The organism is Rhizobium sp. NZLR1b, from assembly GCF_019685155.1.
Taxonomy (GTDB): Bacteria; Pseudomonadota; Alphaproteobacteria; order Rhizobiales; family Rhizobiaceae; genus Rhizobium.
The window spans coordinates 386,111-409,777 of sequence record NZ_JABDWC010000002.1 but is presented as its reverse complement, the minus strand read 5'-3'; the positions used below and the strand labels follow the sequence as shown (position 1 = coordinate 409,777).

28 protein-coding genes and 2 pseudogenes are annotated in these 23,667 nt (G+C 61.1%); 14 read left to right on the top strand and 16 right to left on the bottom strand.

Annotation, left to right across the window (positions count from 1 at the left end; genetic code table 11):
• Positions 1–45 precede the first annotated feature (45 nt).
• Positions 46–2,220 carry a transglycosylase domain-containing protein gene (locus tag HJB84_RS04230; RefSeq protein ID WP_207583521.1) on the bottom strand — a complete coding sequence of 725 codons (2,175 nt, stop codon included), beginning with the start codon at positions 2,218–2,220 and terminating at the stop codon, positions 46–48.
• A 217-nt stretch (positions 2,221–2,437) separates the two neighbouring features.
• On the opposite strand from HJB84_RS04230, the gene HJB84_RS04225 reads away from it, so the two are divergent.
• A complete protein-coding gene (locus HJB84_RS04225; RefSeq protein ID WP_207583522.1) occupies positions 2,438–2,917 on the top strand; it encodes a YcgN family cysteine cluster protein in 480 nt (159 codons plus the stop codon).
• A gap of 108 nt (positions 2,918–3,025) precedes the next feature.
• Here HJB84_RS04225 and HJB84_RS04220 read toward each other — a convergent pair whose 3' ends face one another.
• Positions 3,026–3,589 carry a TetR family transcriptional regulator gene (locus tag HJB84_RS04220; RefSeq protein WP_221115333.1) on the bottom strand — a complete coding sequence of 188 codons (564 nt, stop codon included), beginning with the start codon at positions 3,587–3,589 and terminating at the stop codon, positions 3,026–3,028.
• A gap of 90 nt (positions 3,590–3,679) precedes the next feature.
• Between HJB84_RS04220 and HJB84_RS04215 the strand changes: the two genes are divergently transcribed.
• Positions 3,680–4,594: an SDR family oxidoreductase gene (locus tag HJB84_RS04215; RefSeq protein ID WP_221115332.1), complete on the top strand. Its 915-nt coding sequence runs from the start codon at positions 3,680–3,682 to the stop codon at positions 4,592–4,594.
• 111 nt (positions 4,595–4,705) lie between these two features.
• Here the strand turns inward: HJB84_RS04215 and HJB84_RS04210 are convergent, their stop codons facing one another.
• The 5 genes from HJB84_RS04210 to HJB84_RS04190 form a co-directional block, all read right to left on the bottom strand.
• The gene (locus tag HJB84_RS04210) at positions 4,706–5,773 is read right to left on the bottom strand and encodes a fatty acid desaturase (RefSeq protein ID WP_246762734.1); all 1,068 of its coding nucleotides are present in this window, start codon (positions 5,771–5,773) and stop codon (positions 4,706–4,708) included.
• 315 nt (positions 5,774–6,088) lie between these two features.
• The gene (locus HJB84_RS04205; RefSeq protein WP_204330206.1) at positions 6,089–6,232 is read right to left on the bottom strand and encodes a hypothetical protein; all 144 of its coding nucleotides are present in this window, start codon (positions 6,230–6,232) and stop codon (positions 6,089–6,091) included.
• 369 nt (positions 6,233–6,601) lie between these two features.
• Positions 6,602–6,880, bottom strand: coding sequence for a hypothetical protein (locus HJB84_RS33455; protein ID WP_311043800.1), 279 nt, complete (start codon positions 6,878–6,880; stop codon positions 6,602–6,604).
• Positions 6,881–7,024: 144 nt separating this feature from the next.
• Positions 7,025–7,402, bottom strand: a complete 378-nt coding sequence (locus HJB84_RS04195; RefSeq protein ID WP_207583526.1) for a hypothetical protein — start codon at positions 7,400–7,402, stop codon at positions 7,025–7,027.
• Positions 7,403–7,496: 94 nt separating this feature from the next.
• Entirely contained in the window at positions 7,497–8,897 is a 1,401-nt protein-coding gene (locus HJB84_RS04190) for an MFS transporter (protein WP_221115331.1), read from the bottom strand.
• A 124-nt stretch (positions 8,898–9,021) separates the two neighbouring features.
• On the opposite strand from HJB84_RS04190, the gene HJB84_RS04185 reads away from it, so the two are divergent.
• Positions 9,022–9,984 carry a LysR family transcriptional regulator gene (locus HJB84_RS04185; RefSeq protein WP_207583528.1) on the top strand — a complete coding sequence of 321 codons (963 nt, stop codon included), beginning with the start codon at positions 9,022–9,024 and terminating at the stop codon, positions 9,982–9,984.
• Positions 9,985–10,109: 125 nt separating this feature from the next.
• Here the strand turns inward: HJB84_RS04185 and HJB84_RS04180 are convergent, their stop codons facing one another.
• From HJB84_RS04180 to HJB84_RS04160, 6 genes and pseudogenes are all read right to left on the bottom strand, one after another.
• Positions 10,110–10,490 (bottom strand): VOC family protein, encoded by a 381-nt coding sequence (locus HJB84_RS04180; protein WP_207583529.1) that lies wholly within the window; start codon positions 10,488–10,490, stop codon positions 10,110–10,112.
• A gap of 195 nt (positions 10,491–10,685) precedes the next feature.
• The gene (locus HJB84_RS04175) at positions 10,686–11,528 is read right to left on the bottom strand and encodes a transglutaminase family protein (protein WP_207583530.1); all 843 of its coding nucleotides are present in this window, start codon (positions 11,526–11,528) and stop codon (positions 10,686–10,688) included.
• A complete protein-coding gene (locus HJB84_RS04170; protein WP_207583531.1) occupies positions 11,522–11,803 on the bottom strand; it encodes a DUF1488 domain-containing protein in 282 nt (93 codons plus the stop codon). Before HJB84_RS04170 ends, HJB84_RS04175 begins: the two co-directional genes overlap by 7 nt.
• Positions 11,794–12,123, bottom strand: a complete 330-nt coding sequence (locus HJB84_RS33965; RefSeq protein WP_311043799.1) for a hypothetical protein — start codon at positions 12,121–12,123, stop codon at positions 11,794–11,796. The genes HJB84_RS04170 and HJB84_RS33965 overlap by 10 nt, the downstream gene beginning before the upstream one ends.
• Positions 12,120–12,448: pseudogene (locus HJB84_RS04165) on the bottom strand (hypothetical protein). The gene HJB84_RS33965 and the pseudogene HJB84_RS04165 overlap by 4 nt, the downstream one beginning before the upstream one ends.
• Positions 12,445–12,708 (bottom strand): hypothetical protein, encoded by a 264-nt coding sequence (locus HJB84_RS04160; protein WP_207583533.1) that lies wholly within the window; start codon positions 12,706–12,708, stop codon positions 12,445–12,447. Before HJB84_RS04160 ends, HJB84_RS04165 begins: the two are co-directional and overlap by 4 nt.
• A gap of 509 nt (positions 12,709–13,217) precedes the next feature.
• Between HJB84_RS04160 and groES the strand changes: the two genes are divergently transcribed.
• From groES to HJB84_RS04140, 4 genes and pseudogenes are all read left to right on the top strand, one after another.
• Positions 13,218–13,535, top strand: coding sequence for a co-chaperone GroES (groES, locus tag HJB84_RS04155; RefSeq protein WP_207583534.1), 318 nt, complete (start codon positions 13,218–13,220; stop codon positions 13,533–13,535).
• Positions 13,536–13,560: 25 nt separating this feature from the next.
• Positions 13,561–14,637 (top strand): annotated as a pseudogene (gene groEL, locus HJB84_RS04150) (chaperonin GroEL); the annotation flags it as partial.
• Positions 14,638–14,705: 68 nt separating this feature from the next.
• Complete coding sequence (locus tag HJB84_RS04145; protein WP_207583535.1) at positions 14,706–15,098, top strand: hypothetical protein; 393 nt, start codon at positions 14,706–14,708, stop codon at positions 15,096–15,098.
• Positions 15,099–15,181: 83 nt separating this feature from the next.
• Positions 15,182–15,406: a hypothetical protein gene (locus HJB84_RS04140; RefSeq protein ID WP_221115330.1), complete on the top strand. Its 225-nt coding sequence runs from the start codon at positions 15,182–15,184 to the stop codon at positions 15,404–15,406.
• A gap of 33 nt (positions 15,407–15,439) precedes the next feature.
• Here HJB84_RS04140 and HJB84_RS04135 read toward each other — a convergent pair whose 3' ends face one another.
• Positions 15,440–16,345 carry a S1C family serine protease gene (locus tag HJB84_RS04135; RefSeq protein ID WP_207583536.1) on the bottom strand — a complete coding sequence of 302 codons (906 nt, stop codon included), beginning with the start codon at positions 16,343–16,345 and terminating at the stop codon, positions 15,440–15,442.
• Between the two features lie 288 nt (positions 16,346–16,633).
• Here HJB84_RS04135 and HJB84_RS04130 point away from each other — a divergent pair, with 288 nt between their 5' ends.
• Positions 16,634–18,037, top strand: coding sequence for a PLP-dependent aminotransferase family protein (locus HJB84_RS04130; RefSeq protein WP_221115329.1), 1,404 nt, complete (start codon positions 16,634–16,636; stop codon positions 18,035–18,037).
• 342 nt (positions 18,038–18,379) lie between these two features.
• Positions 18,380–18,748 (top strand): DUF983 domain-containing protein, encoded by a 369-nt coding sequence (locus HJB84_RS04125; protein WP_003587713.1) that lies wholly within the window; start codon positions 18,380–18,382, stop codon positions 18,746–18,748.
• Here HJB84_RS04125 and HJB84_RS04120 read toward each other — a convergent pair.
• On the bottom strand, positions 18,718–19,644 hold the full coding sequence (locus HJB84_RS04120) for a LysR family transcriptional regulator (RefSeq protein WP_207583538.1): 927 nt from the start codon (positions 19,642–19,644) through the stop codon (positions 18,718–18,720). The two genes, HJB84_RS04125 and HJB84_RS04120, sit on opposite strands and share 31 nt — an antisense overlap.
• 145 nt (positions 19,645–19,789) lie before the next feature.
• On the opposite strand from HJB84_RS04120, the gene HJB84_RS04115 reads away from it, so the two are divergent.
• The 4 genes from HJB84_RS04115 to HJB84_RS04100 all read left to right on the top strand — a co-directional run bounded on the left by HJB84_RS04115 (position 19,790) and on the right by HJB84_RS04100 (position 22,572).
• Entirely contained in the window at positions 19,790–20,401 is a 612-nt protein-coding gene (locus HJB84_RS04115; protein WP_221115328.1) for a glutathione S-transferase family protein, read from the top strand.
• A gap of 60 nt (positions 20,402–20,461) precedes the next feature.
• Positions 20,462–21,415: a pyridoxamine 5'-phosphate oxidase family protein gene (locus HJB84_RS04110; RefSeq protein ID WP_207583540.1), complete on the top strand. Its 954-nt coding sequence runs from the start codon at positions 20,462–20,464 to the stop codon at positions 21,413–21,415.
• Positions 21,416–21,522: 107 nt separating this feature from the next.
• Positions 21,523–21,984, top strand: a complete 462-nt coding sequence (locus tag HJB84_RS04105) for a nuclear transport factor 2 family protein (RefSeq protein WP_221115327.1) — start codon at positions 21,523–21,525, stop codon at positions 21,982–21,984.
• Between the two features lie 27 nt (positions 21,985–22,011).
• On the top strand, positions 22,012–22,572 hold the full coding sequence (locus HJB84_RS04100) for a TetR/AcrR family transcriptional regulator (RefSeq protein ID WP_207583542.1): 561 nt from the start codon (positions 22,012–22,014) through the stop codon (positions 22,570–22,572).
• Between the two features lie 108 nt (positions 22,573–22,680).
• On the opposite strand, the gene HJB84_RS33450 is transcribed toward HJB84_RS04100, so the two are convergent.
• Positions 22,681–22,812 (bottom strand): hypothetical protein, encoded by a 132-nt coding sequence (locus HJB84_RS33450; RefSeq protein ID WP_259671014.1) that lies wholly within the window; start codon positions 22,810–22,812, stop codon positions 22,681–22,683.
• Positions 22,813–22,968: 156 nt separating this feature from the next.
• Here HJB84_RS33450 and HJB84_RS04095 point away from each other — a divergent pair, with 156 nt between their 5' ends.
• Positions 22,969–23,655 carry a hypothetical protein gene (locus HJB84_RS04095; RefSeq protein ID WP_207583543.1) on the top strand — a complete coding sequence of 229 codons (687 nt, stop codon included), beginning with the start codon at positions 22,969–22,971 and terminating at the stop codon, positions 23,653–23,655.
• The last annotated feature ends 12 nt before the right edge of the window (positions 23,656–23,667 follow it).

Sequence of the window (23,667 nt, the reverse complement as noted above, 5' to 3'; positions counted from 1 at the left end):
TGGCATTGTGCCGACACGAACAAAAGCGCCGCATCCACCCAGAATCTATTCCACACTCGCGACTTTCTGCGGCGCAAGCGGAACGGCATCCTTCAGCTTTTTGCCGAGATCTTTCAAGATATTCGTCGACTGAACCGAGAGCATGCGCGGCCGGATGAGCTGCGGCAATCCATCCTGCGGCTTGGCGGCGGCGGTCTTGGCGAGATCCTTTTCCGAGGGCAGGGGATTTTCGACCCCAGGTATGGCCCGCAGCGTCACACCCTGATGGGCGTAGTCCATGGCGCGCTTGAAGGTCATCGCCGGCAGCGAGCCGCCGGTCATGTTGTTGGTCGAGGTGTAGTCGTCATTGCCGAACCAGACGGCGCAGGTATAGTTGCCGGTGAACCCGACGAACCAGGCGTCGCGATAGGCCTGGGTCGTGCCGGTCTTGCCGGCTGTCAGAATGCCATTGTCGAGGGCTGCCTTGCGCGCCGTGCCGACATAGGGAACGCGCGACAGCATCTGGTTCATGTAGGCGTCGGCCTTTTCGGACAACACACGTTTGGCTGCCGGCTCGTCACGGTCGAAATCGTAGAGCACGTCGCCGTCATAATCGAGGACCTGGGTTATGCCGTGGCGACGCGACTGGTAGCCGCCGGCCGGGAAGGTGGCATAGGCCGTCGCCTGATCGAGCACCGTCACCTCGGATGTGCCGATCGGAATGGTGACGTCGTCGCGGATCGGCGTCTCGACGCCGAGGTTTTTCGCCATCGCCCGGATCGGCTGAATGCCGAGTTTTTCCTTGGCGAGCCGCACCGGCACGGTGTTGATCGACTGGGCGATCGCGGTCTCGAGCGTTATGCGGCCGGCATAGTGGTTGGCATAATTATGCGGGCTCCAATTGCCCCAGGAGATCGGCGCGTCGACGATGGTCGTTTGCGGCGTCATCCCGCTCTCCATCGCCACCGAATAGGTATAGACCTTGAAAGAGGAGCCCGGCTGACGCAGCGCCCTGGTGGCGCGGTTGAACTGGCTCTCGCCGTAATCGCGGCCGCCGACCATGGCGCGCACGGCGCCGCCATTCTCGATCATCACCATGGCGCCCTGCTTGGCGTGATAGGCCTCGCCATATTCCCGCAGCGACGTTTCGACTGAATCCTCAGCCGCCTGCTGGATGCCCATGTCGATCGTCGTGCGCACGATCAGCGAATGCTGGTGGAAACGCGGCGAAAGCCGCTGCACCTCGTCGAAGGCCCAGTCTAGGAAGAAGTCGGGCGATTCCACCTCGTTGCGGTCGACGACGGTGGCCGGGTTGCGCCGGGCGGCAATCACCTGGCCCTCGGTCATCAGCCCGCTCTGTACGAGATTGGTCAGCACCTCGTTGGCGCGCGCACGCGCTGCCGGCAGGTTGACATGCGGGGCGTATTTCGCGGGCGCCTTGAACAGGCCGGCGAGCATGGCGGATTCGGCGAGGTTTACATCGGTGATATTCTTGCCGAAATAGAACTGTGCCGCCGCGGCTGCGCCAAACGTGCCGCCGCCCATATAGGCCCGGTCGAGATAGGTGGAGAGGATTTCCTTCTTGGAAAGGTTTGCCTCGAGCCAAAGTGCCAGGAATGCCTCGGTGACCTTGCGGTCGATCGAGCGTTCGTTGGAGAGGAACAGGTTCTTGGCCAACTGCTGGGTCAGCGTCGAGCCACCCTGCACGACTTCGCCGGCCTGGGCGTTGGTGACCATAGCGCGGAAGAGGCCGATGGCGTCGATGCCGAAATGGTCGAAGAAGCGCCGGTCTTCGGTGGCGAGCACGGACTTGATCAGGGAATCGGGCAGTTCATCGATCGGCACGGAATTTTGATGGATGACGCCGCGATGGCCGATGACGTAGCCGTAGCGGTCGGTGAAGGTGACGGCGAAATCGCCGCGGTTACGCCAGTCCTCCTTGGTCGCCTCGAAGGCGGGCTGGGCAAGCAGCAGCATCAGCACCGAGCCGGCGGCCCCGAGCGTCAGCCCTTCGCCGGCAAGTTCGAATACCATGCGCTTCCAGCCGCGCACGCGGAAGCGGCGGAAGAAGATGGTGATGTCTTCCCAGATCTCGGCGGCACGGAAGCCGGCGTTCCAGACGGTCGAATCGATCCACGAATCGATGCGCAGCAGAATGTGACGGCTCTTCGTCGGCCGCTTGTCCGCCGCTTTTTCTGGTTCATTTTCAGGCCCCTTTTCGGGGTTGTCCGGATCCTGCACGTCCTGTATTCCCGCCTGATCGCGCTTCGCTCATATCCGACCGTCGGAAAGCGACGAAAGCGCGAGGCCGCCATATGGCCGCAATGCTCTCCGATACCAGAAGAAAGTTCTCCGGTACCAGGAGCATGCTGAAGAATTGATTGATTTTGCGCCTGATAACAAGAGAGATAGATGGGGGTCACGTGAATTTGCGGGCCGCTGTTGCAAGAAACGAACGATGAACGATCTGCCCTTCTGGAAGAGCAAGACACTGGCCGAAATGACCGTCGCCGAATGGGAAAGTCTCTGCGACGGCTGCGGCCTTTGTTGTCTCAACAAGATCGAGGAATGGGATAGCGGCGATATCTATTTCACCTCGGTCAGCTGCAAGCTGCTCGACGGCCAAAGCTGTCGCTGCTCCAGCTACGAGAACCGCTGGGATTTCGTGCCGGATTGCGTGCAGCTGACCAAGGAGAATGTGCCCGATATCGCCTGGCTGCCGCCTACCTGCGGGTACCGGCTGGTCAACGAAGGCCGCGACCTCTACTGGTGGCATCCGCTCGTCTCCGGCGATCCGGAAACCGTTCATGCCGCCGGCATTTCCGCCCGAGGCCGCACGATCAACGAAAATGAGATCGATATCGACGATCTCGAAGACTACGTCGTCGACTGGCCGCTGACCGTGGGCGAAGAGAAGGATGAGGAAGAAGAAGCCTAGCTAGAGCAGGATGATTTTAGGCCCGCCTAAAATCTGAATCCTGTTCTCAATTAAAGAGTTAGAGCATGATGTCATAAGAAAACCGCTCACACTTTTCGGCATCATGCTCTAGATGCGGGCTACCGCCGCGAGGAAACGCCGCAGTTCTCTCTCCACATAAGCGTCCACCGGCCCGTCTGCGCCAAAACCCCACCAAGTGAGCGAGCCCTGCCATTGCGACAGCATCAGCCGGGCGATCGTCTCCGGCGCGGTTGCCGATCCGAAACAGCGAGCGACCGCCACCGTCAGCGCTTTTCCCCAGGTGGCCCCGCGGGCGCGCAGCACCGGATCACGAAAGTCTTCACGAAGCACCAGCAGTCCCTCGCCATAGGCGGCGGCATTGTCGCCGTAATCCAGCGACAGGCCGACAAGTAGGGCGATCGCGCCTTCCGGGGTTTTCGGCACGCTCTCGGCAAGCCGCGTCGTTTCCGCATCCAGCCCGTCCCAGGCGTATAGCAGCGCTGCACGCAGCATCGCCGCCTTAGTCGCAAACCGCTGCACCAGCGTCGAGCCGGAAAGGCCGCTGGCTTTGGCCACTGCAGCAAAAGTTGCCGCATCCGGCCCCTCGGCATGGATCAGCGCCAGCACCATGGCGAGAAGCTGTTCATCGGAAAGCGTGCGGCGGCGCGGCATGAAATTCCTCTTGCATTCGCTCTATTTATGAACGAACGTTCGTTTATATACAATCGGCTTTTTTTGAGTTCTAGCGTGGAGGATGGAGAAGTGACAGCGAACCTGCGGGAGAAAGTGGCTTTGGTGGCAGGCGCAACGCGCGGCGCCGGCCGCGGCATCGCGGTGGAACTCGGTGCTGTCGGCGCCACCGTCTACGTAACAGGACGCACGACGCGTGCCCGGCAATCCGAATATGCGCGACCGGAGACGATCGAGGAGACGGCCGAACTGGTAACGGCTGCGGGCGGCAGGGGCATTGCCGTGCAGGTCGACCATCTCGTTGTGGCTGAGGTCGAGGCGCTGGTGGCCCGCATCCGGGCGGAGACCGGCAAGCTCGATATTCTCGTCAACGACATCTGGGGCGGCGAGAAGCTGTTCGAATGGGACAAGGCAGTCTGGGAGCATTCGCTGGACAACGGCCTGCGCATGCTGCGGCTCGGCATCGAAACACATCTGATCACCGCCCACTACGCCCTGCCGCTGATGATCGAACGGCCGGGTGGACTGCTGGTGGAGATGACCGACGGCACGGCCGAATACAACGCCAGCCATTACCGGCTGTCGCCCTTCTATGACCTCGTCAAAACGGGTGTCACTCGCATGGCCTGGGCGCATGCTCAGGATTTGGCAAAACGCGGCGCCACTGCAGTTTCAATCACGCCTGGCTGGCTGCGCTCCGAAATGATGCTGGATGCTTTTGGTGTTCGAGAGGAGAACTGGCGCGAGGCGACGAAGACGCAGCCGCATTTCGCCATTTCCGAAACCCCGCGCTTCGTCGGCCGCGCGGTGGCGGCCATCGCCGCCGATCCCGACCGCGCCCGCTGGAACGGCCAGTCGCTGTCGAGCGGTGGACTGGCCAAGGTCTACGGCTTCGATGACATCGACGGCTCGCGGCCGGATTGCTGGCGCTACATGGTGGAAGTGCAGGAGCCGGGCAAGCCGGCGGACGTGACCGGCTATCGCTAATGCATGTCATCAGGAAGTGTGCAGCAGTTCCGGAATAACGACCTGCCTAAAACAAAGGATCAAGCGCATCGCATCAATCAAATTTGATGCAACGCGCTTTAAGGCCTCTGATTACCGCGCGGCTGCGAGCCGCGCCGCATCGCGAAACGACACCAGCCGTTTGGTCTGTTCGTCCCACAGCACAAGCTTGACGCAACGCAGGCTTTCCATGAGCGTGATCCGGCCGAGGTCGGCAAGCTCAGGATGGTCTCGCAGCACCTCCGGCAGCCGGTAATAGGGCACCCGGCTCGACAGATGATGCACGTGGTGGATGCCGATATTGCCGGTAATCCAGCGCAGCACCGGCGGCAGGTCGTAATGCGAGGCGCCGTGGAGGGCGGCATGCTGGAACTGCCAGTCCGGATCCTTCGACCAATGGGTTTCCTCGAATTGATGCTGGACGTAGAACAGCCAGACACCGGCAGCACCGGCCAGAAGGACGGTCGGCAGATGCACCAGGAGGAAGGGGACGATCCCGACGGCCCAGATCAGCAGCGCTGCGACCAGTGCGATGGCAAGATTGGTCGCCATGGTCGAGACCCAGGGCAGAGCGCCGGAGCGCATCATGCCGAAAGGCAGGCGCTGCTTGATGAGGAACAGCCATGCCGGCCCGATCCCGAACATCACGATCGGGTGCCGGTAAAGCCGATAGCCAAGACGGCCCCAGCGCGACAGCGCATTGTATTCGGCGATCGTCAGCGTTTCGATGTCGCCGACGCCGCGCTCGTCCAGGTTCCCGGCCGAGGCGTGGTGTTCCGCATGCGCCCGGCGCCAATAGTCGTAAGGCGTCAGCGTCAGGACGCCGATCGTGCGCCCAACCCAGTCGTCGACGCCGCGGCGCGCGAAAAACGAGCCATGGCCGCAATCATGCTGGATCATGAACAGCCGCAGCAGAAAAGCGGCGGCGGGAACGACCAGGATCAGGCCGGGCCAGAAGCTGTAATGAACCGAGGCCCATGCGGCAGCCCAAAACAGCGCGAAGGGGACGACGGTGACGGCAAGCTCGAAAGCGCTACGTCCGGCTCTCGGCTGGCGATATCCGGCAAGAATCTTCAACCAGCGCTTTTCAGCAAAAAGCTCGTTGTGGCCCGCGGAGGGTTCCAAGGTTGCGGCGGGTTCGGCCAAAGGGGCCACTTGCATTTCCTCGCTCTCGTTGCGGCGCGCGGATTCGATCACAGAATAGCGCCATGAAAGGCCGCGATACTCGAAAGGCCGAGTGCGATCACCACAGCCGAGCGAATGAGAAAGAGCGGATAGTCGAAACGGTACATTGTATGAAAAGAGGTCATGGCTGCAGCACTTCCCGTTTTTCTGAAAACATGTCAATGGCGATAATGTCACGCCGGCGCGCGGCGCGGCCGATAGAACGCGCCATCACCTTCAAATCACACATGATTTTGTGCGCAAATCGATCCTGATTTCCGCTGTATGTGCGTGGGGGCTCGATGAGAGCGTCTATTTCTTTGGAGCACTGCCCTGCGGGGCGGTCGTGGTCGCCGTCTTCATCTGGTTGGCGAATGTGCTTTCCGTCTTAGCCGCCTGCTTGTCCTTCTTCGGCTTCCGGACCTCACGATTGCTTCTTACCTGTCCTTTTGCCATGGATAAATCTCCCGTTTGATCGAAAACTGAAAGCCGCAGCCTGCGCGGTGTTCGCCCACTTGTCGGTCGCGACCGGAGATCGCGGGGTCGTCATGAGGGCGACCCGACAACGCCGGGCCGCAGGAATTGAATGAAATGATGCCTGCTGAAACCGCATCGAAGTCTGGAGGCGGATGACCTGAGAGGTCACCAAAAGCCAAACCCGACGTTGAGACGGGACGTCACCATGCTTCGCGATCAGGAAAATGGCGGGGCCGGAATCCGGTCACCGCAAATGCCACATCGGCCAGATCAGCGAGCCATCTTCTTACACTGAAATTGCGGTGCCATTAAGGCCATTGCCGCAAGAAAGCCATATTTCCACAGGGCTTAATCATTGATGGGAAACAGGCGGATCAGCTTGGTTCTTTCCATTTCCGCTCGGCCTGATGCCGACATGATGCCACGGGCCAGGCAAAGGTCTCTATCCCGCCCGATATCGACAGGTACTTGCATGCCGCCGGCCTTGAGCAGGCGGTCGGTCATCGACAAAAGCAGGTCCAGCCGCGCCTGGCAACCGTCCGCTTCGAGGAGCGCCACCCGGCGCTCCCTGTCAATCTCTGCAAGTTCCTCGGCATGCTGTCGTTGTTGGTAAGCCCCGAACTGCACTCATCCAAAATAACCGGCCGCTACGACGCAGATACAGAGCAACAGGGTTTTTCGCACAATAATCCTTCGGAGCCGGGCAGCTCGGTTATGCGCAGTTTCAAAGTGATAGAGCGTCCTTGGAGCGTCTGAAAGACGCGCGGGGCATTAGACGGCGGCACGTTTTTCGCGGGGCAATCCCTGTATCGCATATCGGTTACAGACCGGGACGACCGGTTTCGGCGGTGCCTTCGGCTTGCCGAAATGGTATTCGAGCGCCCGTGAGAGCATGGCCGGCGAGGTGACACCCTCCTCGAACAATCTGATCAAAAGCACGGCGGCGACGTTGAAGACCCGTTGGTCCTCGATCAGGATTCTGGCGTCATAACCGGCGTCGTCGAGCACGCCCTGAAGCATGTCGAGATCGGACGAGGTCAGATGTGACTTTTCGGAAGTGGAAGACATAGGTCCTCCTTTCATCGGGGCGAAGGTATGAAAACCCTCAGTCGGCAGCGCCCGTACAATGGCTGCCGAAGGCGAGACCATGCGCCTTTCGCCGGAGCAAGGCAACGGGATTCTGCTGCTAATATTCGCTTTGTCTTATGAAGAGCCCGCACCGATCAGGGTGCGGGCGCAACGGTCATTCCGCCGCCTGATAGGCCGACGTCCGGGCGGCCGATGTCCGCGGACCGGCGGCTGCAAGCAGGGTAATCGCGACCGCGAGCAGCGCGACGAAGGCGATGCCGGCGACATAAGGATCCCAGCCGAAATGCGGTGCGGCACCGAACACTGCCGAGGCGGCTGCGAGCACGATGCCGCCGCCGATCTGGAAAGAAGCGAAGAGCAGTCCAGAGGCAAGCCCCGACTTGTCATCCTCCACGTCGGAAAGGGCTGCGACCTGCACTGAAGGGTAGGTCAGGGCGTAACCGAGGCCGAGCGGGATTTGTGAGAACAGCACAAGCAGGATCGGGTCGACATGTCCGAGTGCGGTTACCCACAAAATATAGCTGAAGGCCTGCAGGCCGACACCCGCCGCCATCAGGCCGGTGGCGCCGCGATTTTGCGCGAGTGTCGCAAAACGTGGCGCCAGGAACATCACGAAGACGCCGCCAAGCGCAAAGCAGAAGCCGGTGGTGAAGGCCGACCAGCCGATGACGTTCTGGTAATAGAGCGTCGCCAGGAACTGGAAGCCGACATAGGACCCCTGGAAGAGGGCGGCGATCGCATTGGCATGCCGGAGTTTCGCCCGGCGGAACATGCCAAGCGGCACCATCGGATCGGCATGGCGCGCTTCGACCAGCAGGAAGAGCAGGATCAGCGCCAGCGACGCGACGAGCGAACCCCAGGTCGCAAAAGCCTGCCAGCCGGCGGCAGCGGCATTGGTGATGCCGAAGACGAAGAGCAACAGGCCGGGGGTGATCGTCAGCGCGCCGGCCCAGTCGAAGGCGGGCCGCGGTCCCGTTCTTTTCGGGTCGGCCGGCAGCGCCAGCGGCGCAAGAAAGAGCGTCAGGATGGCAACCGGCGCGCCCATGACGAGCGTCGCCCGCCAACTGAAGATCGTCGCCGCACCGCCGAGGACCATGCCGAGCACGAAGCCGGTGGCGCCGGTGGAGGCGAAGACCCCAAGCGCTTTTGCCCGCGCCTTCCCCTCGCCGAAGACGGAGAGCAGCAGCGCAAGGGCGGCAGGCGCGGTGAAGGCGGCGGCAATGCCCTTGATCAATCGGGCACCAATCAGCGTCGGCCCGCTGTCGACAAAGCCGCCGGCGATGCTGGCGGCGGCAAAAATCGCCAGCGACCACAGGAAGACGCGGCGGTGGCCGAAGACGTCGGCAACCCGGCCGCCGAGCAGTAGAAAGCCGCCATAGCCGAGCACATACGCGCTGACGGCCCATTGCAGCGATGTCGCCTCCATGCCGAGTTCGGCCTGGATGGCGGGCAGCGCGACACCGATGGTGGAGACGTCCATGGCGTCGAGAAAGTTGGCGGCACAGAGCAGCAGCAATGCCAACCCCGCTCCGCCTTTCGATTTGGAAAGTGTCATCGAAATCGTTCCTTCTTTGCTGCCGCCTCGTCGAGGGAGGTTGCGCGGACGGCAGGGAACGAGAAAATGTACAGCTTCCTAACCTATTGCAAATTGATAGTAGCCATGCCAGGTATTACTCACGATGATGAATGATGCTACGCTTCGAAAAATCGATCTGAACCTTTTGCTGGCCTTTTCGGTGCTGATGCAGGAGCGCAATGTCAGCCGCGCCGCCGAGCGCCTGCTGCTTGGCCAGCCAGGCCTGTCGGCCGCTTTGCGGCGCCTGCGCGAGGCGCTGGATGACGAACTCTTCGTGCGTGTCGGCCGCGGTCTGCAGCCGACACCGCGCGCCCTTTCCATTGCCCCGGCGATCGAGGATGCGCTATCGGGCATCGAACGCGCCATCCGCCCGCAGGCCGAGTTTGATCCGGCAAGCTGGCAGGGCGAGTTCCGCATCGGCATGTGCGACAATCTCGAATCAGCTTTCTTCGGCCCGCTTGCCGCCCGTCTTCTCCAGCTTTCGCCGGGCGCCCGGCTGATCGGCATCGCGTCCGAAAAGCGCGATGCCGCCCGCCGGTTGGACGAGGGGGTCTTCGACTTCAGCGTTTCCGTGCATGACGAACCGGCCTCCTGGCACATCCGCGCGCCGCTGTTCGACCAGGCCTCGATCTGCATTTACGATGACGCTCAACTCCGACTGGAGGCGCCGCTGAGCCTTGAGGATTTCGCCACTGTCGCCCATCTCACCGTCTCGTTCGAAGGCAATGCCTCGACCAGCATCGACACCGCACTGAGCCGCACCGGCCATGTCAGGCGTGTGGTGGCGACGGTGCCGCGCTTTTCCGCCCTGCCGACGGCGTTGCGGGCGATGCCCGCCATCGCCATCGTGCCGGAATCGATCGGTCGCTGCATGGCGCAACTGCATGGGCTGACCATCTCAGCGCCGCCGCTTTCGCTGCCGGCCGATCCGGTGACCATGCTCTACCGCCGGGTCGACCAGGCCGACGGCCGGGCGCGCTGGTTCCGCCGCCTATTCCTCGACGTCGCCGGCGAGGCGCTCGTAGCCTCCGGCTGCCGCGTCTCGATCATGAGAGCGGCGGCCTAAGCAATTCCAGGAAAAGTGCGAAGCGGTTTTCCGTCCGGAATTGCGTAGAAATAATAAGCAATTCCAGGAAAAGTGCGAAGCGGTTTTCCGTCCGGAATTGCGTAAAAATAAAATGCTGATCCCTATTATAGCTCGCCTTTGTGGAAATAGGCTTCGAGGCGGTAGCCATCCGGGTCGATGATGAACGCGGCGTAATAAAAGCGTCCATAATCCGGCCGGATACCCGGTTCGCCATTGTCGGTGCCGCCGGATGCGACTGCGGCCGCGTAAAAGGCATCGACCGCCGCCTCGTTCGGCGCGACGAAGCAGAAATGCAGCCCGGATCGCATATCGGCAACAACCGGTTGCTCGACCTGCATCACCCAGAGCCCGACCTGTTCCGGGCCGTAGCCGATCATCTTGTCGGAATTGGATAGGCGCTCATATCCGAGCGGCGCCAGTGCCGCATCATAGAAACGGCGGGCTCTTTCCAGGTCTTTTACGCCGATGGAGATATGATCGAACATGGACTGCGAACCCCCTATCTTCTGCTAATCCCCAAAGGACTGCTCACACCCAAGATGGCTCGACGCTAAAATCTTTCAACCGCTGTCTCAAAGCATGTCGCGCAAAACTGCGCTTGCGGTCGACCATTCCGGCCGCGCCTTCCGCCTGCGGCAAAGCCTGTGGCTGGACATTGCCGCATCCGCCCAGGTCTCGTTCTAAACGGCGCCCTCAGCGACGCTTTGCATGTGCTGCAGGTTCGTCACCTCATAGGTCCAGACTCGAAACGCCTTCAGCACATGCGGTCCGAAGGAATTGATGAGCGGTATGTCGGCGGCGTCGCGCCCGCGCGCGACGATGATACGACCGATCCGCGGCGTGTTGTTGCGCGGATCAAATGTATGCCATGCGCCATCAAGGAAGACCTCGATCCAGGCGCTGAAGTCCATCGGATCGACGACGGGAATACCGATGTCGCCGAGATGGCCATTGATATATCGCGCAGGAATGTTGAGGCAACGGCACAACGCCACCGCGAGATGCGCAAAGTCGCGACAGACGCCGACACGTTCGTGGAACGCCTCGAAGGCTGTCCGCGTCGATCGCGCCCGCATGTAGTCGAATTGGATATGGCCGTGAACGAAGTCGCAGATCGCCTGAACGCGGCCCCAGCCGGATGAGACGGTGCCGAACATATCCCACGCGATTTGACTGAGACGATCCGTCTCGCAATAGCGGCTGCCCATCAGGTAGACGAGGCAATCATCCGGCAACTCCGAAACCGGGATTTCCCTGGCGCCTAGCAGCGACCTGTCCGGTTTGCCGTCGTCTTCGATCGTCGCATCGCCCCATATGGTCAGGTCGCCCGCTGGGGCAACCAGCCGAAGACAGCGGTTGCCGAAGAGGTCGCGATAAGTCGAAGTGGCAACATCGGGCGTGGTGAATACCGTTTCCGGAATTCTGATGTCGGCCGCACGATCCTCATGAACCGACAACAGACACACCAATGCGGTCGGCTGCGGGCAGGTCAGCGTCATTTCATAGCCGTAACGGATCAACATGGAACGTTCTCCGCCGCAGTTGGAGTGTAGAAGGCGCGGCGGCGGCAGGAATAGGCTTTGTGTGCCACGTGCTGAATCGAGTTGCGCAGGGCGTCGAAAGACGAAAGCCACCTCGTTTCCGAAGGCTCGGTTCTTTGCAATGCAGCGTCGGATTTCGCCAGCGCGCCAGCCTCGATGAAGAACAATACCTGGAACATGCCGTCATGGCCGACAAAGCGCACAGCATTTCTCACCGAATCGAAGCTGCGGCTTTGGCTCAGAAAAGCTAGCGCCATGGTTGAACCGGCGGGATCTCACAAGCACTCCGGGCGGCGTCCGACAGCCTCAGCCATTCCTTCCGATATCCTATGCTGAGAAGATTGAAGGACATCATGTCTCTCCTGGCCTCCGAACGGCTCTTGCCGATCATGACATGGTCGGCGTGCACTGGAACGCTCGCAGAGACACGATAGACGGTCCACGAACGGGCGGATTCGATCCGGCGGTCGTGTTCGATCTCCATGGAGTAGCGGCCGTGCGCACCACATTTGCTTTCCCATGTGCAGACGGCAAAGGCATTCCGTCTTCGTTCGGCTTCGTCTTCATGGCTGTTCACGATGTCAACCTTTCGTCATTCGGGCCATTGCCAAACGTCCTCTCGATCAGTGTTGCGCCGCTGCCGGCGGGCGATAGGTTTACCGGTTCCAGGCTATCTTCCGTCGCGACCCGCTCATGACGTTCATCGTCACTGCGGATGCGGTATTGCAGCACATTTCCTCTCAGAGGCAGCGTGGCGGTAATGCGGTATGTGTCGGGGAGCTTGGAGGGGACTCCTAAGAACTGACCTTCAACCGGACAGTCTGCCCCACCTTGAAGATATGTGTTGCTTCCTCGCGTCGGATTGAGCGTCCATTGCGTTGCGGGATGCGGGTAGCGGTCATGACGGTTTGTGGTCCTTTTCGAGTGCGCTTTCGAGATCTGACAGGTGGATTGGCACCATCTGCTGCGTCGAACTCTGCCCGGCGATCGCCGGCAGGTGGATAAAGGCGCCGACCCGTCGCCAGGCAAGCCTGGAAACGCTATCGATCAATTCCTCATCATAATCGACGCGGTATTCTCCAGCTGGCTGCGCCCCGTCGAAACCGGGCAGGCGGAATGGAGACGAAAAGCGGACGACCGTTTGTGTGGTGCGACTTGTCACGGCTGAGGCCTCCGCAGGAATACATCGATGCGTTTCCTGTATCGTTGGGATCCGAACCGGACGACCTCGAGGCTGCCGGTACATCCGCGGTCAGCGCCGAGCTCATTCCGGATCGGAATAGGCGAAATCAACGCCGGAACGACGTATAGATCGCATCGAGAATTCAGTGGTGATGGCGGGTCGTAGGTCTCTGACACCGCGAAGCCAAATCGGCCAAATCGACGAGGCCAATCATTGCGCCTCGATTGAGTTTAAATCAAGATAAATTCAGAATTATCTATGAAAAACGCTAAATTAACTCTTCGCTCACCCAGATAAATGGAGCGCGATGGCTTGAAAAATTCTATCCATTTCCTGATTATTACAAAATATCCCGTCGGATTGATTTCATGAATTTTTCAAAAAATTTCCCGCGCGAACATTATTTCTTGGCACTCCTATCAATCGAGTGCCACGAGAGTTATTTATAGGCTGCAGCCGCCATAAGCGCCGGCAGCAGAAAGATCTCTATGAAATTCCGTTCACTTCACGACCGCGTCGTCATTCGACGTGCGGAAGGCGATGTCAAATCCAAGGGCGGGATCATCATTCCAGACGCCGCTAAGGAGAAGCCGCAGCAAGGCGAAGTGGTCGCGGTCGGCCCCGGCCTGCGCGACAAAAACGGCAATCTGGTCCCGCTCGACGTTAAGGTCGGTGATCTCATTCTGTTCGGAAAATGGTCGGGGACGGAGGTCACGATCGATGACGAAACCCTTCTGATCATGAAGGAAACCGACATCATGGGCATTGTCGAAAAGATCGGAGAGGCCTCTCAAAAAGCCGCCTGATCGATCGCATTCCGATCCGTATCTCAAGACCGAACTCGACGTCGTTGAGGGCATGCAGTTCGACCGTGGCTATCTCTCGCCCTATTTCGTGACCAATGCCGAGAAGATGCGCGTGGAGCTGGAGGAGCCCTACATCGTCGTTTACGAGAAGAAACTCGGCAGCTTGCAGTCGATGCTCCCGATCCTGGAGGCCGTCGTGCAGACCGGCAAACCGCTTCTGCTCATCTCGGAGGACGTCGAAGGCGACGCACTGGCGACGTTGGTCGTCAACAAGCTGCGCGGCGGGTTGAAGGTCGCGGCCGTCAAGGCGCCAGGCTTCGGCGACCGCCGCAAGGCCATGCTGGAAGACATTGCCGTGCTCACGGCCGGCCAGATGATTTCCGAGGATCTAGGCATCAAGCTTGAGAACGTCACGCTCGATATGCTCGGCCGCGCCAAACGCGTGCTGATCGAAAAGGATAGCACCACGATCATCGACGGTTCCGGCGAGAAAGCGGCCATCCAGGCCCGCATCCAGCAGATCAAGGCGCAGATCGACGAGACCACCTCCGACTACGACAAGGAAGAACTGCAGGAACGGCTGGCGAAACTCGCCGGTGGCGTTGCGGTCATCCGCGTCGGCGGCGCGACCGAGACGGAGGTCAAGGAAAAGAAGGACCGCATCGATGACGCGCTGAACGCCACTCGTGCCGCGGTCGAAGAGGGCATCGTGCCCGGCGGCGGCGTGGCACTGTTGCGCGCGAAGTCGGCGCTAACGGGACTGACCGGGGAGAACGCCGACGTGACAGCCGGCATCTCGATCGTGCTCAGGGCGCTCGAGGCCCCGATCCGGCAGATCGCCGACAATGCAGGGTTCGAGGGCTCGATCGTCGTCGGAAAACTCGCCGGCAGCAATGATTACAATCAGGGCTTCGACGCACAGACGGAGACCTATGTCGATATGATCGAGGCCGGCATCGTCGATCCCGCCAAGGTCGTGCGTACGGCTCTGCAGGACGCCGGCTCGATTGCAGCACTTCTGATCACCGCCGAGGTGATGATCGCCGACATCCCCGCAAGAGACTCTGCCCCTGCAGCCGGAAGTGGCGATATGGGCTATTGAGAACACCTGAGCCGTTTGGCCAGGGTGGTCCGACGGTGGAACCCGAACAACAGAGAGGGAGAATTCCAATGTCCATGCAGAGCAGCAGTAAGACATCGATCACCCAGCGTTTCGACAGTTACCAGCCATCCAAAACGTTACTCGTCTGGGCCTGCGTCGTCACAGCGATCGCCACGATGATTATCGGCTTCAGCTGGGGAGGTTGGGTCACAGGCGGCACGTCGAGCAAAGCGGCCGCCGCCGCCAGCGACATCGCACGCGGGGAGCTGGCGTCGGCCATTTGCGTCGAGCGGTTCAATGCGGCGCCGGATGCGAGTGCTAAACGTATCGAGTTCAGGGCGATTACCGAAGGCTACAAGCAGCGTCAGTTCGTTGAGGCCGGCGGTTGGGCGACCATGCCGGGGCAGACCTCAGCCGACAGCCGAAGTGTCCAAGGCTGCGCCACTGCGCTTGCCGTCTAACATCGTTTTTCCAGAGCGCTCCGATATGTGTGCGGAGCGCTGCCACCGTCAAAGCTGGAAATGACCAAAGCTGGAAATGACCAATGATCCGTTTCGTGAAAAAGAGCGACCCGCAGCCAGCCGCAGAAGACGCCGGCGAGGACTGCTTCGAGAAAGTCCGCGAGGCAGCAGCCGATGGGCATAAGAAAGCAGCCAACGATAGCCTCCGTAGCCGGGCGCCGCGGGCGGCGGAAGATGACGACCGGCTTATCGGAAATGGCGTCCTTGAGTCGGCCTCCAGACAGGCGGGATGTGGCCAATTTGGATAAGCGCCGGCGGTCTTCACGACGCCTGGAGCGACCTTACTGCAGCTGCGGCTTCTTGAGAAAGCTGTTGCGGTCGGCGGATTTGATGCGCAGCCAGGCTTCCCGGCCGTTCCTGAGTATCCGGATCGGAATCTCAGCGCCGGCCGGGCCGCTGCTCCAAACCTTGCGATAGAAGTCGGCCAGACCATCGACCTCTTCGTCGCGGATCTCCGAGATGATGTCGCCCTGTCGCAGGCCGGCCTTTGCGGCCGGACCGTCTTCGGCAACGCTCATCACCACCACGCCGCCATTGCTCTCGGCGGAGAATGCGCCGAGCCAGGGCCGCGGCGGCTTGTTGACCCGGCCGCGGTTCAGCAGATCGTCGAGGATCGGCGGCAAAAGGTCGATCGGCACGACCATATTGATATCGGCGACCTCGTCGCCCTGGCTCATCTGCAGGCGAAGCGAACCGATGCCGAGAAGCTTGCCGTCCGAACCGATCAGCGCCGCACCGCCCCATGAGGGATGGGCCGGCGCCGTGAAAATCGCTTCGTCCAGCAGATATTCCCAGTAGCCGGCGAATTCCTGCCGGGCGACGATGTTTGCCTCGACGAATTCTCCGATGCCATCGGCAAGCACGACGGGATCGCCGGCCTTGGCGCTTGCCGCGTCGCCGAGATCCACGGCCGGCGCATCAAGGGGCCCAAGCGCCTGCACCAGGCCGAAGCCGCTTTCCTGATCATAGGCGAGTGCATGCGCGGGAACGACGCGCCCGTCATGGGTGGTCAGCCAGACCTCTTCGGCCTCGGTGATGAGATAGCCGATGGTCAGCACCAGCCCATTGTCGCGAATGACCACGCCGCTGCCCTCCCGGACAATGCCCAGCGTCTCCGCTGTGAAGGCATCTTCCGGAATGGAAGAACGAACGGCCACGACTGACCGCAAAATCGGATCGATATTCATGCTTTCATCCCGATGAGGCACCGGCGCGAAAGGATGAAAGCCGGCGCATTTCACCCTGAATAAGTAAGAAGACGGACGGGTGGCGGCAAGGCTGCAGCGGATGGAATTTCCAAATCGGGGAAACCCAGGGGATGCATTCAATGCGCGATCAAATACGTTGTAAATGGCCGTTCCGTGCCAAGGTTCGGCACAACCAAACTTGTGGACGCGATATTTTTGATGACAGCGTCACCGTGCAACAATATACGGTCAATCCTATCAGGAATCAGGCTGACACGGATTTACGACATGAAAGACTGGCATCCCGATCTCAGCCGCAGCAGCAGCCCTCGTTATATGGCGATCGCCGATGTGATCGAAATGGATCTGCGCAGCGGCCATCTGGTGGCCGGCGACCGGCTGCCGCCGCAACGCGAACTCGCCAAGCGGCTGAATGTCGATTTCACGACGGTGGCGAGAGGTTATGTCGAGGCGCATAAGCGCGGGCTTGTCGATTCGCATGTCGGCCGCGGCACCTTCGTCACCGGTGGCGCCGATAAGGAGCGCCAAGGTTTCGCGCCCGGCGCCGCCCCCGATCCGCGCCGCGCATCCGTCGTCGATTTCTCGATGAACATGCCGCCGGAACCGAACGATCCGGAACTGCTCGCCCGCATGCGCGAGGGCATGTCGGCGGTGGCCGCCAACCTCATTCCGCTTCTGCGCTATCAGGGTTTTGGCGGCTCCGGCATGGACAAGGATGCCGCCGCCGCCTGGCTCAGCCGTCGCGGGCTGGTGCCCTCGCAGGAGCGGATATTCGTCACCCCTGGCGCCCATCCGGCCCTGCTGGCGATCTTCGGCCTGCTGGCAAAGCCGGGTGAAACCGTGCTTTCGGAAATCATTACCTATCCTGGCATGCGATCGATCGCTGCCCAGCTGCGGCTCAATCTGACCGGTCTGCCGATGGACGAGGACGGTATCCTGCCGGACGCTTTTGCCGAGGCCTGCGAGAGATTGAAGCCGAAGGCACTCTATCTCAATCCGACGCTGCAGAACCCGACGACGCTGACGATCCCGGCCAAGCGCCGTGAGGAAATCTCAGCTGTTGCCCGCAAATACCACGTGCCGATCGTCGAAGACGATGCCTACGGCTTCATTCCGCTGCAAGGCCCGGCGCCCCTCGCGGCAATAGCCCCCGATCTCACCTGGCATATCGGCGGACTGGCGAAATGCATCGGCGCGGGTCTGCGCCTTGCCTATGTCGTGGCGCCGGATAGCAAGGCCGTTTGGCCCTTCGTCAGCGCCATGCGCGCCAACAATGTCATGGCCTCGCCGCTGACCGTGGCGCTCGCCACCCGTTGGATCGAGGACGGCACCGCCGATACGATCCTGCGTTTCATCCGCGCCGAGGCCGCCGCCCGCCAGCAGATGGTCGCTGCCATCCTGCCGGCCGACAGCTACCGCGCCGATCCGATCAGTTTCAATATCTGGCTGCCGCTCTCCAACGGCTGGACCCGCTCCACCTTCGGCAGCCACACCCGCTCCTCCGGCATCGGCGTCGCGGCAAGCGATGTCTTCACAGTCGAGGGGACGGCACCCGAGGCCGTGCGTGTCTGCCTTGGCGGGCCGATCACCCGGGAGAAGCTGCAGGGCGCGCTGGAGTTCATGGCCCATGCGCTTGAGGGCCCGCCGGAAATGGCGGCTTCGTTCTTCTGACGTTCAAGCCTCGTGGCTGACGCCGTCGACGCATCCGAAAGCCGGAAGCGGTCGGGGTAATCGGCCGCGCCATGATTCACCCAAGATGAAGCCTAATGCATGTCGCCCGGAAGTGTGCAGCGGTTCCGGGATAAGGACATGCATAAAAACAAGAGCTAATGCGCATCGCATGAATCTAGTCCAATGCGACGCGCATTAGCCGTCAGCTGCCGCCAGCCGGCGGGACTGTGCGGCATTCTGACGAATTGACTGGTAATGTCGAGATGATGCAGTTATATTGAATGCATACATTGCTGAGCATTGATTGACTCGATGTTCCGCGCAGAAAAAGGCGATATCATCATGGAGACCGAATACCCCCCGCTTCCTCCGCTGCAGACCGGCATCAGGGGACGCTGCCCGCGCTGCGGCCAGGGCCATATGTTCAAGGGCTTCCTGACCTTGCAGCCGGAATGCGAGGCCTGCGGCCTCGATTATTCCTTCGCCGATCCGGCTGATGGTCCGGCTTTTTTCGTCATCTGCTTTGCCTGCATACCGAGCGTGCTGCTCGGCGTCTGGCTGGAGGTCGCTTTCACGGCGCCGATCTGGGTGCAGCTTCTGGTCACCGGCCCCTTCATGCTCGCCACCTGCATACCGCCGCTGCGGCCGCTGAAGGGCTGGCTGGTCGCCAGCCAGTATTTCTACAAGGCGGAAGAGGGCAAACTCGCCTGAGATCTGTTCAGCGTCGCGCGCAGGCGCGGCGTGGCGAAATTGATGAGCGCCCGCAATTTCAGCGGCACCAATCCCTGCTGGGGATAGACGAGATGCACCGGTGCCGGCGGCGGTTCGAAATCGACAAGCAGCGGCGTGAGTTGACCGGCCATCTCAGCGCCTGCGGCCTGGTAGGAAAGTACCCGGGTGATGCCGAGGCCGGCGACCGCCGCATCGACCGCAGCCTCGGCGGTGTTGACGCCAAGCCGTGAGCGGATCGGCACGATGAGGTCACGTTTTCCCTCGGTGAATGTCCAACTCAGCGTCGAGGCCATGGCCTCGAAGGTGACGCAGTCATGGGCGGTGAGATCGCCTGGCTGCTGAGGTGCGACGTGCCGCGTCAGATAATCCGGGCTGGCATAGACCGTCCGGCGGATTGCGCCGAGCCTGGTGGCGATCATGTTGCTGTCCGGCAGGTTGCCGATACGGAGCGCCACATCGATATGATCCTCGACGAGGTTGGACAGCCGGTCGCCAAGCATCAGCCGCAGATTGATATCGGGGTAGGCCTTCAGGAAATCCACCACCACAGGCAGGACATGCAGCCGCCCGAAGACGATCGGCGCAGTCATCGTCAACTCGCCCTTCGGTACGCTGTATTCACCGGCCGCCGCCCGTTCCGCCTCTTCCACCCGATCGAGAATTTCCCGCGCCGCCTCCACATAGGAGCGGCCTGCCTCCGTCAGCGCGACCTTCCTGTTGGTTCTCTGCAGCAACTGGGCGTTCAGATGTGCTTCCAGTTCGGAAACCTTGCGGCTGACAGTTGCCAGCGGGGACCGCAGATGCCGGGAGGCGGCCGACAGGCTGCCCTGTTCGACCACGGCAAGAAGCACGGTCATGGCGTCGAGGCGGTCCATCCTATCCTTCCATAAATTGGGAATATACCTTCCAGAATAGCACTCTACTGCACGCAAATGGAAGGCAATAAATTATGCCGCAGATGGTTCGAAGCGGCCATCATCAATCGCGGCCCGTCGATCGCAAAGATCAGAGGAAAACATCATGAAACTCTACTACCATCCGCTATCCGGTCATTCGCACCGGGTTCACCTGTTCCTGTCTCTGCTGGGCGTGCCCTATGAACTGGTCGAGCTCGACCTGGCGGCAGGCGACCACAAAGCGCCGGAGTTTCTGAAGCTCAATCCCTTTGGCCAAGTGCCGGTACTCGACGATAATGGCACGGTCATTGCCGATTCCTCTGCCATCCTCGTCTATCTCGCGCGCAAATATGGCCGTAACGACTGGCTGCCGGAAGAGGCATTGGCCGCGGCGCGAACACAGAAATGGTTGTCGGTTGCATCAGGCGAAATCGCCTACGGGGTGTGCGCTGCTCGCTTGGTGACCGTCTTCGGCGCCGATTTCCGTACTGAGGAGGTGATCACCCGGGCGCACCGCATTCTCGCGCTGATCGACGCGGAACTCGCCGACCGCAATTTCCTACTCGGCAACAATCCGGTGATCGCCGACGTCGCGCTCTACAGCTACATCGCCAATGCGCCGGAGGGCAATGTCGATCTCTCGGCTTATCCAAACGTCCGCGCCTGGCTCGCGCGCATCGAGGCGTTGCCGGGTTTCGTCGGCTTTCGCAAGACGAAGATCGGCCTTGCCGCATGAGACGTCGCCGGGACGGATCACCGTCCCGGTTTCCCAAATGGTGCCCGCAAGGAGGCCGTAATGCTGGAGCAGACAAGACAGGACGCCACATCACCCTGGCATCAAGGTGAACTCGCCATGCAGCGTAGCGTCGGGGTCGTCGAACGCATGGACGGACCCGGACGCAATTTCGTCCGCAAGGCAATGCCGGAGCAGCACCGCGCCTTCTTTCCAATGCTGCCTTTTGTCGTCCTCGGCGCCGTCGATGCCAAAGGCGATGTCTGGGCGACGGTGCGGGCTGAGCGACCGGGCTTCATGTCCTCACCGGATCCGGAGGTCCTGGATGTCGACCTGCGGCGCGACCCGGCCGATCCCGCCGATGCCGGCATGGAGGACGGCAATGCGATCGCAATGCTCGGCATCCAACTCGAGACCCGCCGGCGCAACCGGCTGAACGGCGTGATCCGCAGAACGGATGCCGAAGCTTTCCGCGTGCGTGTCGGCCAGAGCTTCGGCAACTGCCCGCAGTATATCCAGCCGCGCTCTTCCGTCTTTGTCCGCGATCCCGATAGGCCGACAGCGGTGGCGCCGCCGCATTCCGGTCAACTCGACCATCGCATGCGGCAGATGATCGAGGGTGCCGACACCTTCTTCGTCGCCTCCTATGTTGATCGCGACAATGGCGAGCGGCAGGTGGACGTCTCCCATCGCGGCGGCGATGCCGGCTTCGTCCGTCTCAGTGCTGGCGGCGTGCTGACCATTCCCGATTTTGCCGGCAATCGGTTCTTCAACACCCTCGGCAATTTCCTCGTCAACCCGAAGGCCGGTCTGGTCTTCATCGATTTTGAAACCGGCGACATGCTGCAGATGACCGGAACGGCAGAAGTGCTGGTGGATTCGCCCGAAATCACCAGCTTTCAAAGGGCGGAACGGCTGTGGCGTTTCACGCCGGAAGAGATCGTGTTTCGCCCGGATGCTCTGCCGCTGCGATGGAGCAAGGAGAGCGCCGATCTGCTGCGCCGTTCCCGCGGGTGAGGGGGACGCTTGGCTGCATCTCGACCTCTGCGGCAAAACGTTACCTTGGCGCCTTGCAACAATTGTACCGATCGGTACAATGATAACCATTCACTACAGGAGCGCCCATGTCCAGCCTGGCCCCAGCCTTCACCCTTGAGACCGCCACCCGAAAAGTCCGCCTTGCCGAGGACGGCTGGAACAGCCGCGATCCGGAGCGCGTCTCGCTCGTCTATACGCCGGACAGTTGCTGGCGGAACCGCGCCGAATTCGTCAACGGTCGAGCCGAGATCGTCGCCTTTCTCACCCGCAAATGGGCCAAGGAATTGGACTACCGGCTGATCAAGGAGGTCTGGGCCTTCACCGATGATCGCATCGCCGTGCGCTTCGCTTACGAATGGCACGACGACAGCGGCAACTGGTTCCGCTCCTATGGCAACGAGAACTGGGAATTCGATGCCGCCGGTCTGATGCAGCGCCGCTTCGCCTGCATCAACGACCTGCCGATTCGGGAATCGGAACGACAGTACCACTGGCCGCTCGGCCGGCGGCCCGACGATCATCCCGGTCTGAGCGAACTCGGCCTCTGACGCAAGCCAGGCCAAGGAACTCCGCCGGTGAAGACCGTCTACGAACGCGCCGACATCGTGCCGTTGCTGGCGGAAATCTTCCGCGAACTCGGCTATGAGGCCACGTCGCTCAGCCGCATAACCGAACGCATCGGCATCGGCAAGGGCAGTCTTTATCACTTCTTTCCCGGTGGCAAGGAGGAGATGGCGGGTGCCGTGCTCGCCGATGTCGATGCCTGGTTCGAACAGGCGATCTATCAGCCGTTAAGAAAGGACGACGCTCGTCAGGCTATCGCGGCGATGTGGACGCATGTGAACGATTATTTTCGCTCCGGCCGGCGCATCTGCCTCGTCGGCGCCTTCGCGCTTGATGAGACCCGGGAACGATTTTCGCCAGCAATCGGCGGCTATTTCATTCGCTGGATCGACGCCTTGCGTTCGGCGTTGATGCGGGCGGGCTGTGCAGAGGAGGAGGCGCAGGCGCTGGCCGAGGAGAGCGTCGCCGGCATTCAAGGCGCACTGGTGCTGTCGCGGGCGCTGGACGACACAACGGTCTTCACCCGATCGCTGCAGACGCTGGCGAAACGGCTCGAAGTCGTGATGCGATGAGGGCGGTCAAAGCGGCTGGGATGTTCCATTGCAGCCGTAAAGAATTCACCCGGCCACGATTGATTGGCCGGGGCCTCGATCGGGCGCTGGGCGGCGCTCGATCTTATATCAGCGTTGTTGTTGAGGCTGCTGGGCCGGGCGCGGATTTTCCCGCTCAGGGCGAATCTGGCGCCATTCATTTTCCATCTGGTCGACGACGTGCTGGGGAATGGTGGTTTGCGTTGTGGCGGGCGTCTGCATCGGAAGTCTCCTCGTTCTGTGGTAAGGCTTCAGGGCAAAGAGATGCATCGCACAAGACAAAAGGCGTGTAAATCAGTGGCTTAAACACTTTAAACGATTAAATAGATTTTAATCGATTAAGACGGTTTTAACCACGATATTTTTGGGAAGCGCGGAATGGTTGTCCACATGGACCGGGGTTTCTTTTTCGATGCGGTGCGGGACCAACTCTTCAAGGGAGAGATGACGCATCCTCAGGTAGTGGGCATCACAGCGATTATCGACGCTTGGGAAGAGCGGTTTCCCCATGCCGATCGGCGGTGGCTCGCCTATATCCTCGCAACCGCTTACCATGAGACCGCCTATACGATGCAGCCAGTGCGCGAGACGCTGGCGCACAGCGATAAACGCGCGGTCGAGATCCTGGAGACGGCCTTTGCTGCAGGCAAGCTTTCCTGGGTGAAAACCCCGTACTGGCGGCCGGACGAGGATGGTCGCAGCTGGCATGGACGCGGTCTGGTGCAACTCACCCACAAGCGGAACTATGAGGCGATGAGCACGCTGACGGGCATCGACCTCGTTGCCGATCCCGACCGGGCGATGGAGATGGCGGCGGCGGTAACGATCCTGATCGAAGGCATGCTGCAGGGCAGCTTTACCGGCCACAAGCTCGCCGATCACCTGAACTTGACGACGGAGGATTGGGTGAACGCACGCCGCATCGTCAACGGCACCGACCGGGCGGAAAAGCTCGCGGCTTACGCCATCATCTTCGCTGCGGCGATACGTCCGGATGCCCCGCATGGCATGTTCGCGCGGTTGAAGGCCTGGGGCTTGCGTGTTATCGCCCGGCTGACCCTCTGAAACTTGACAGGA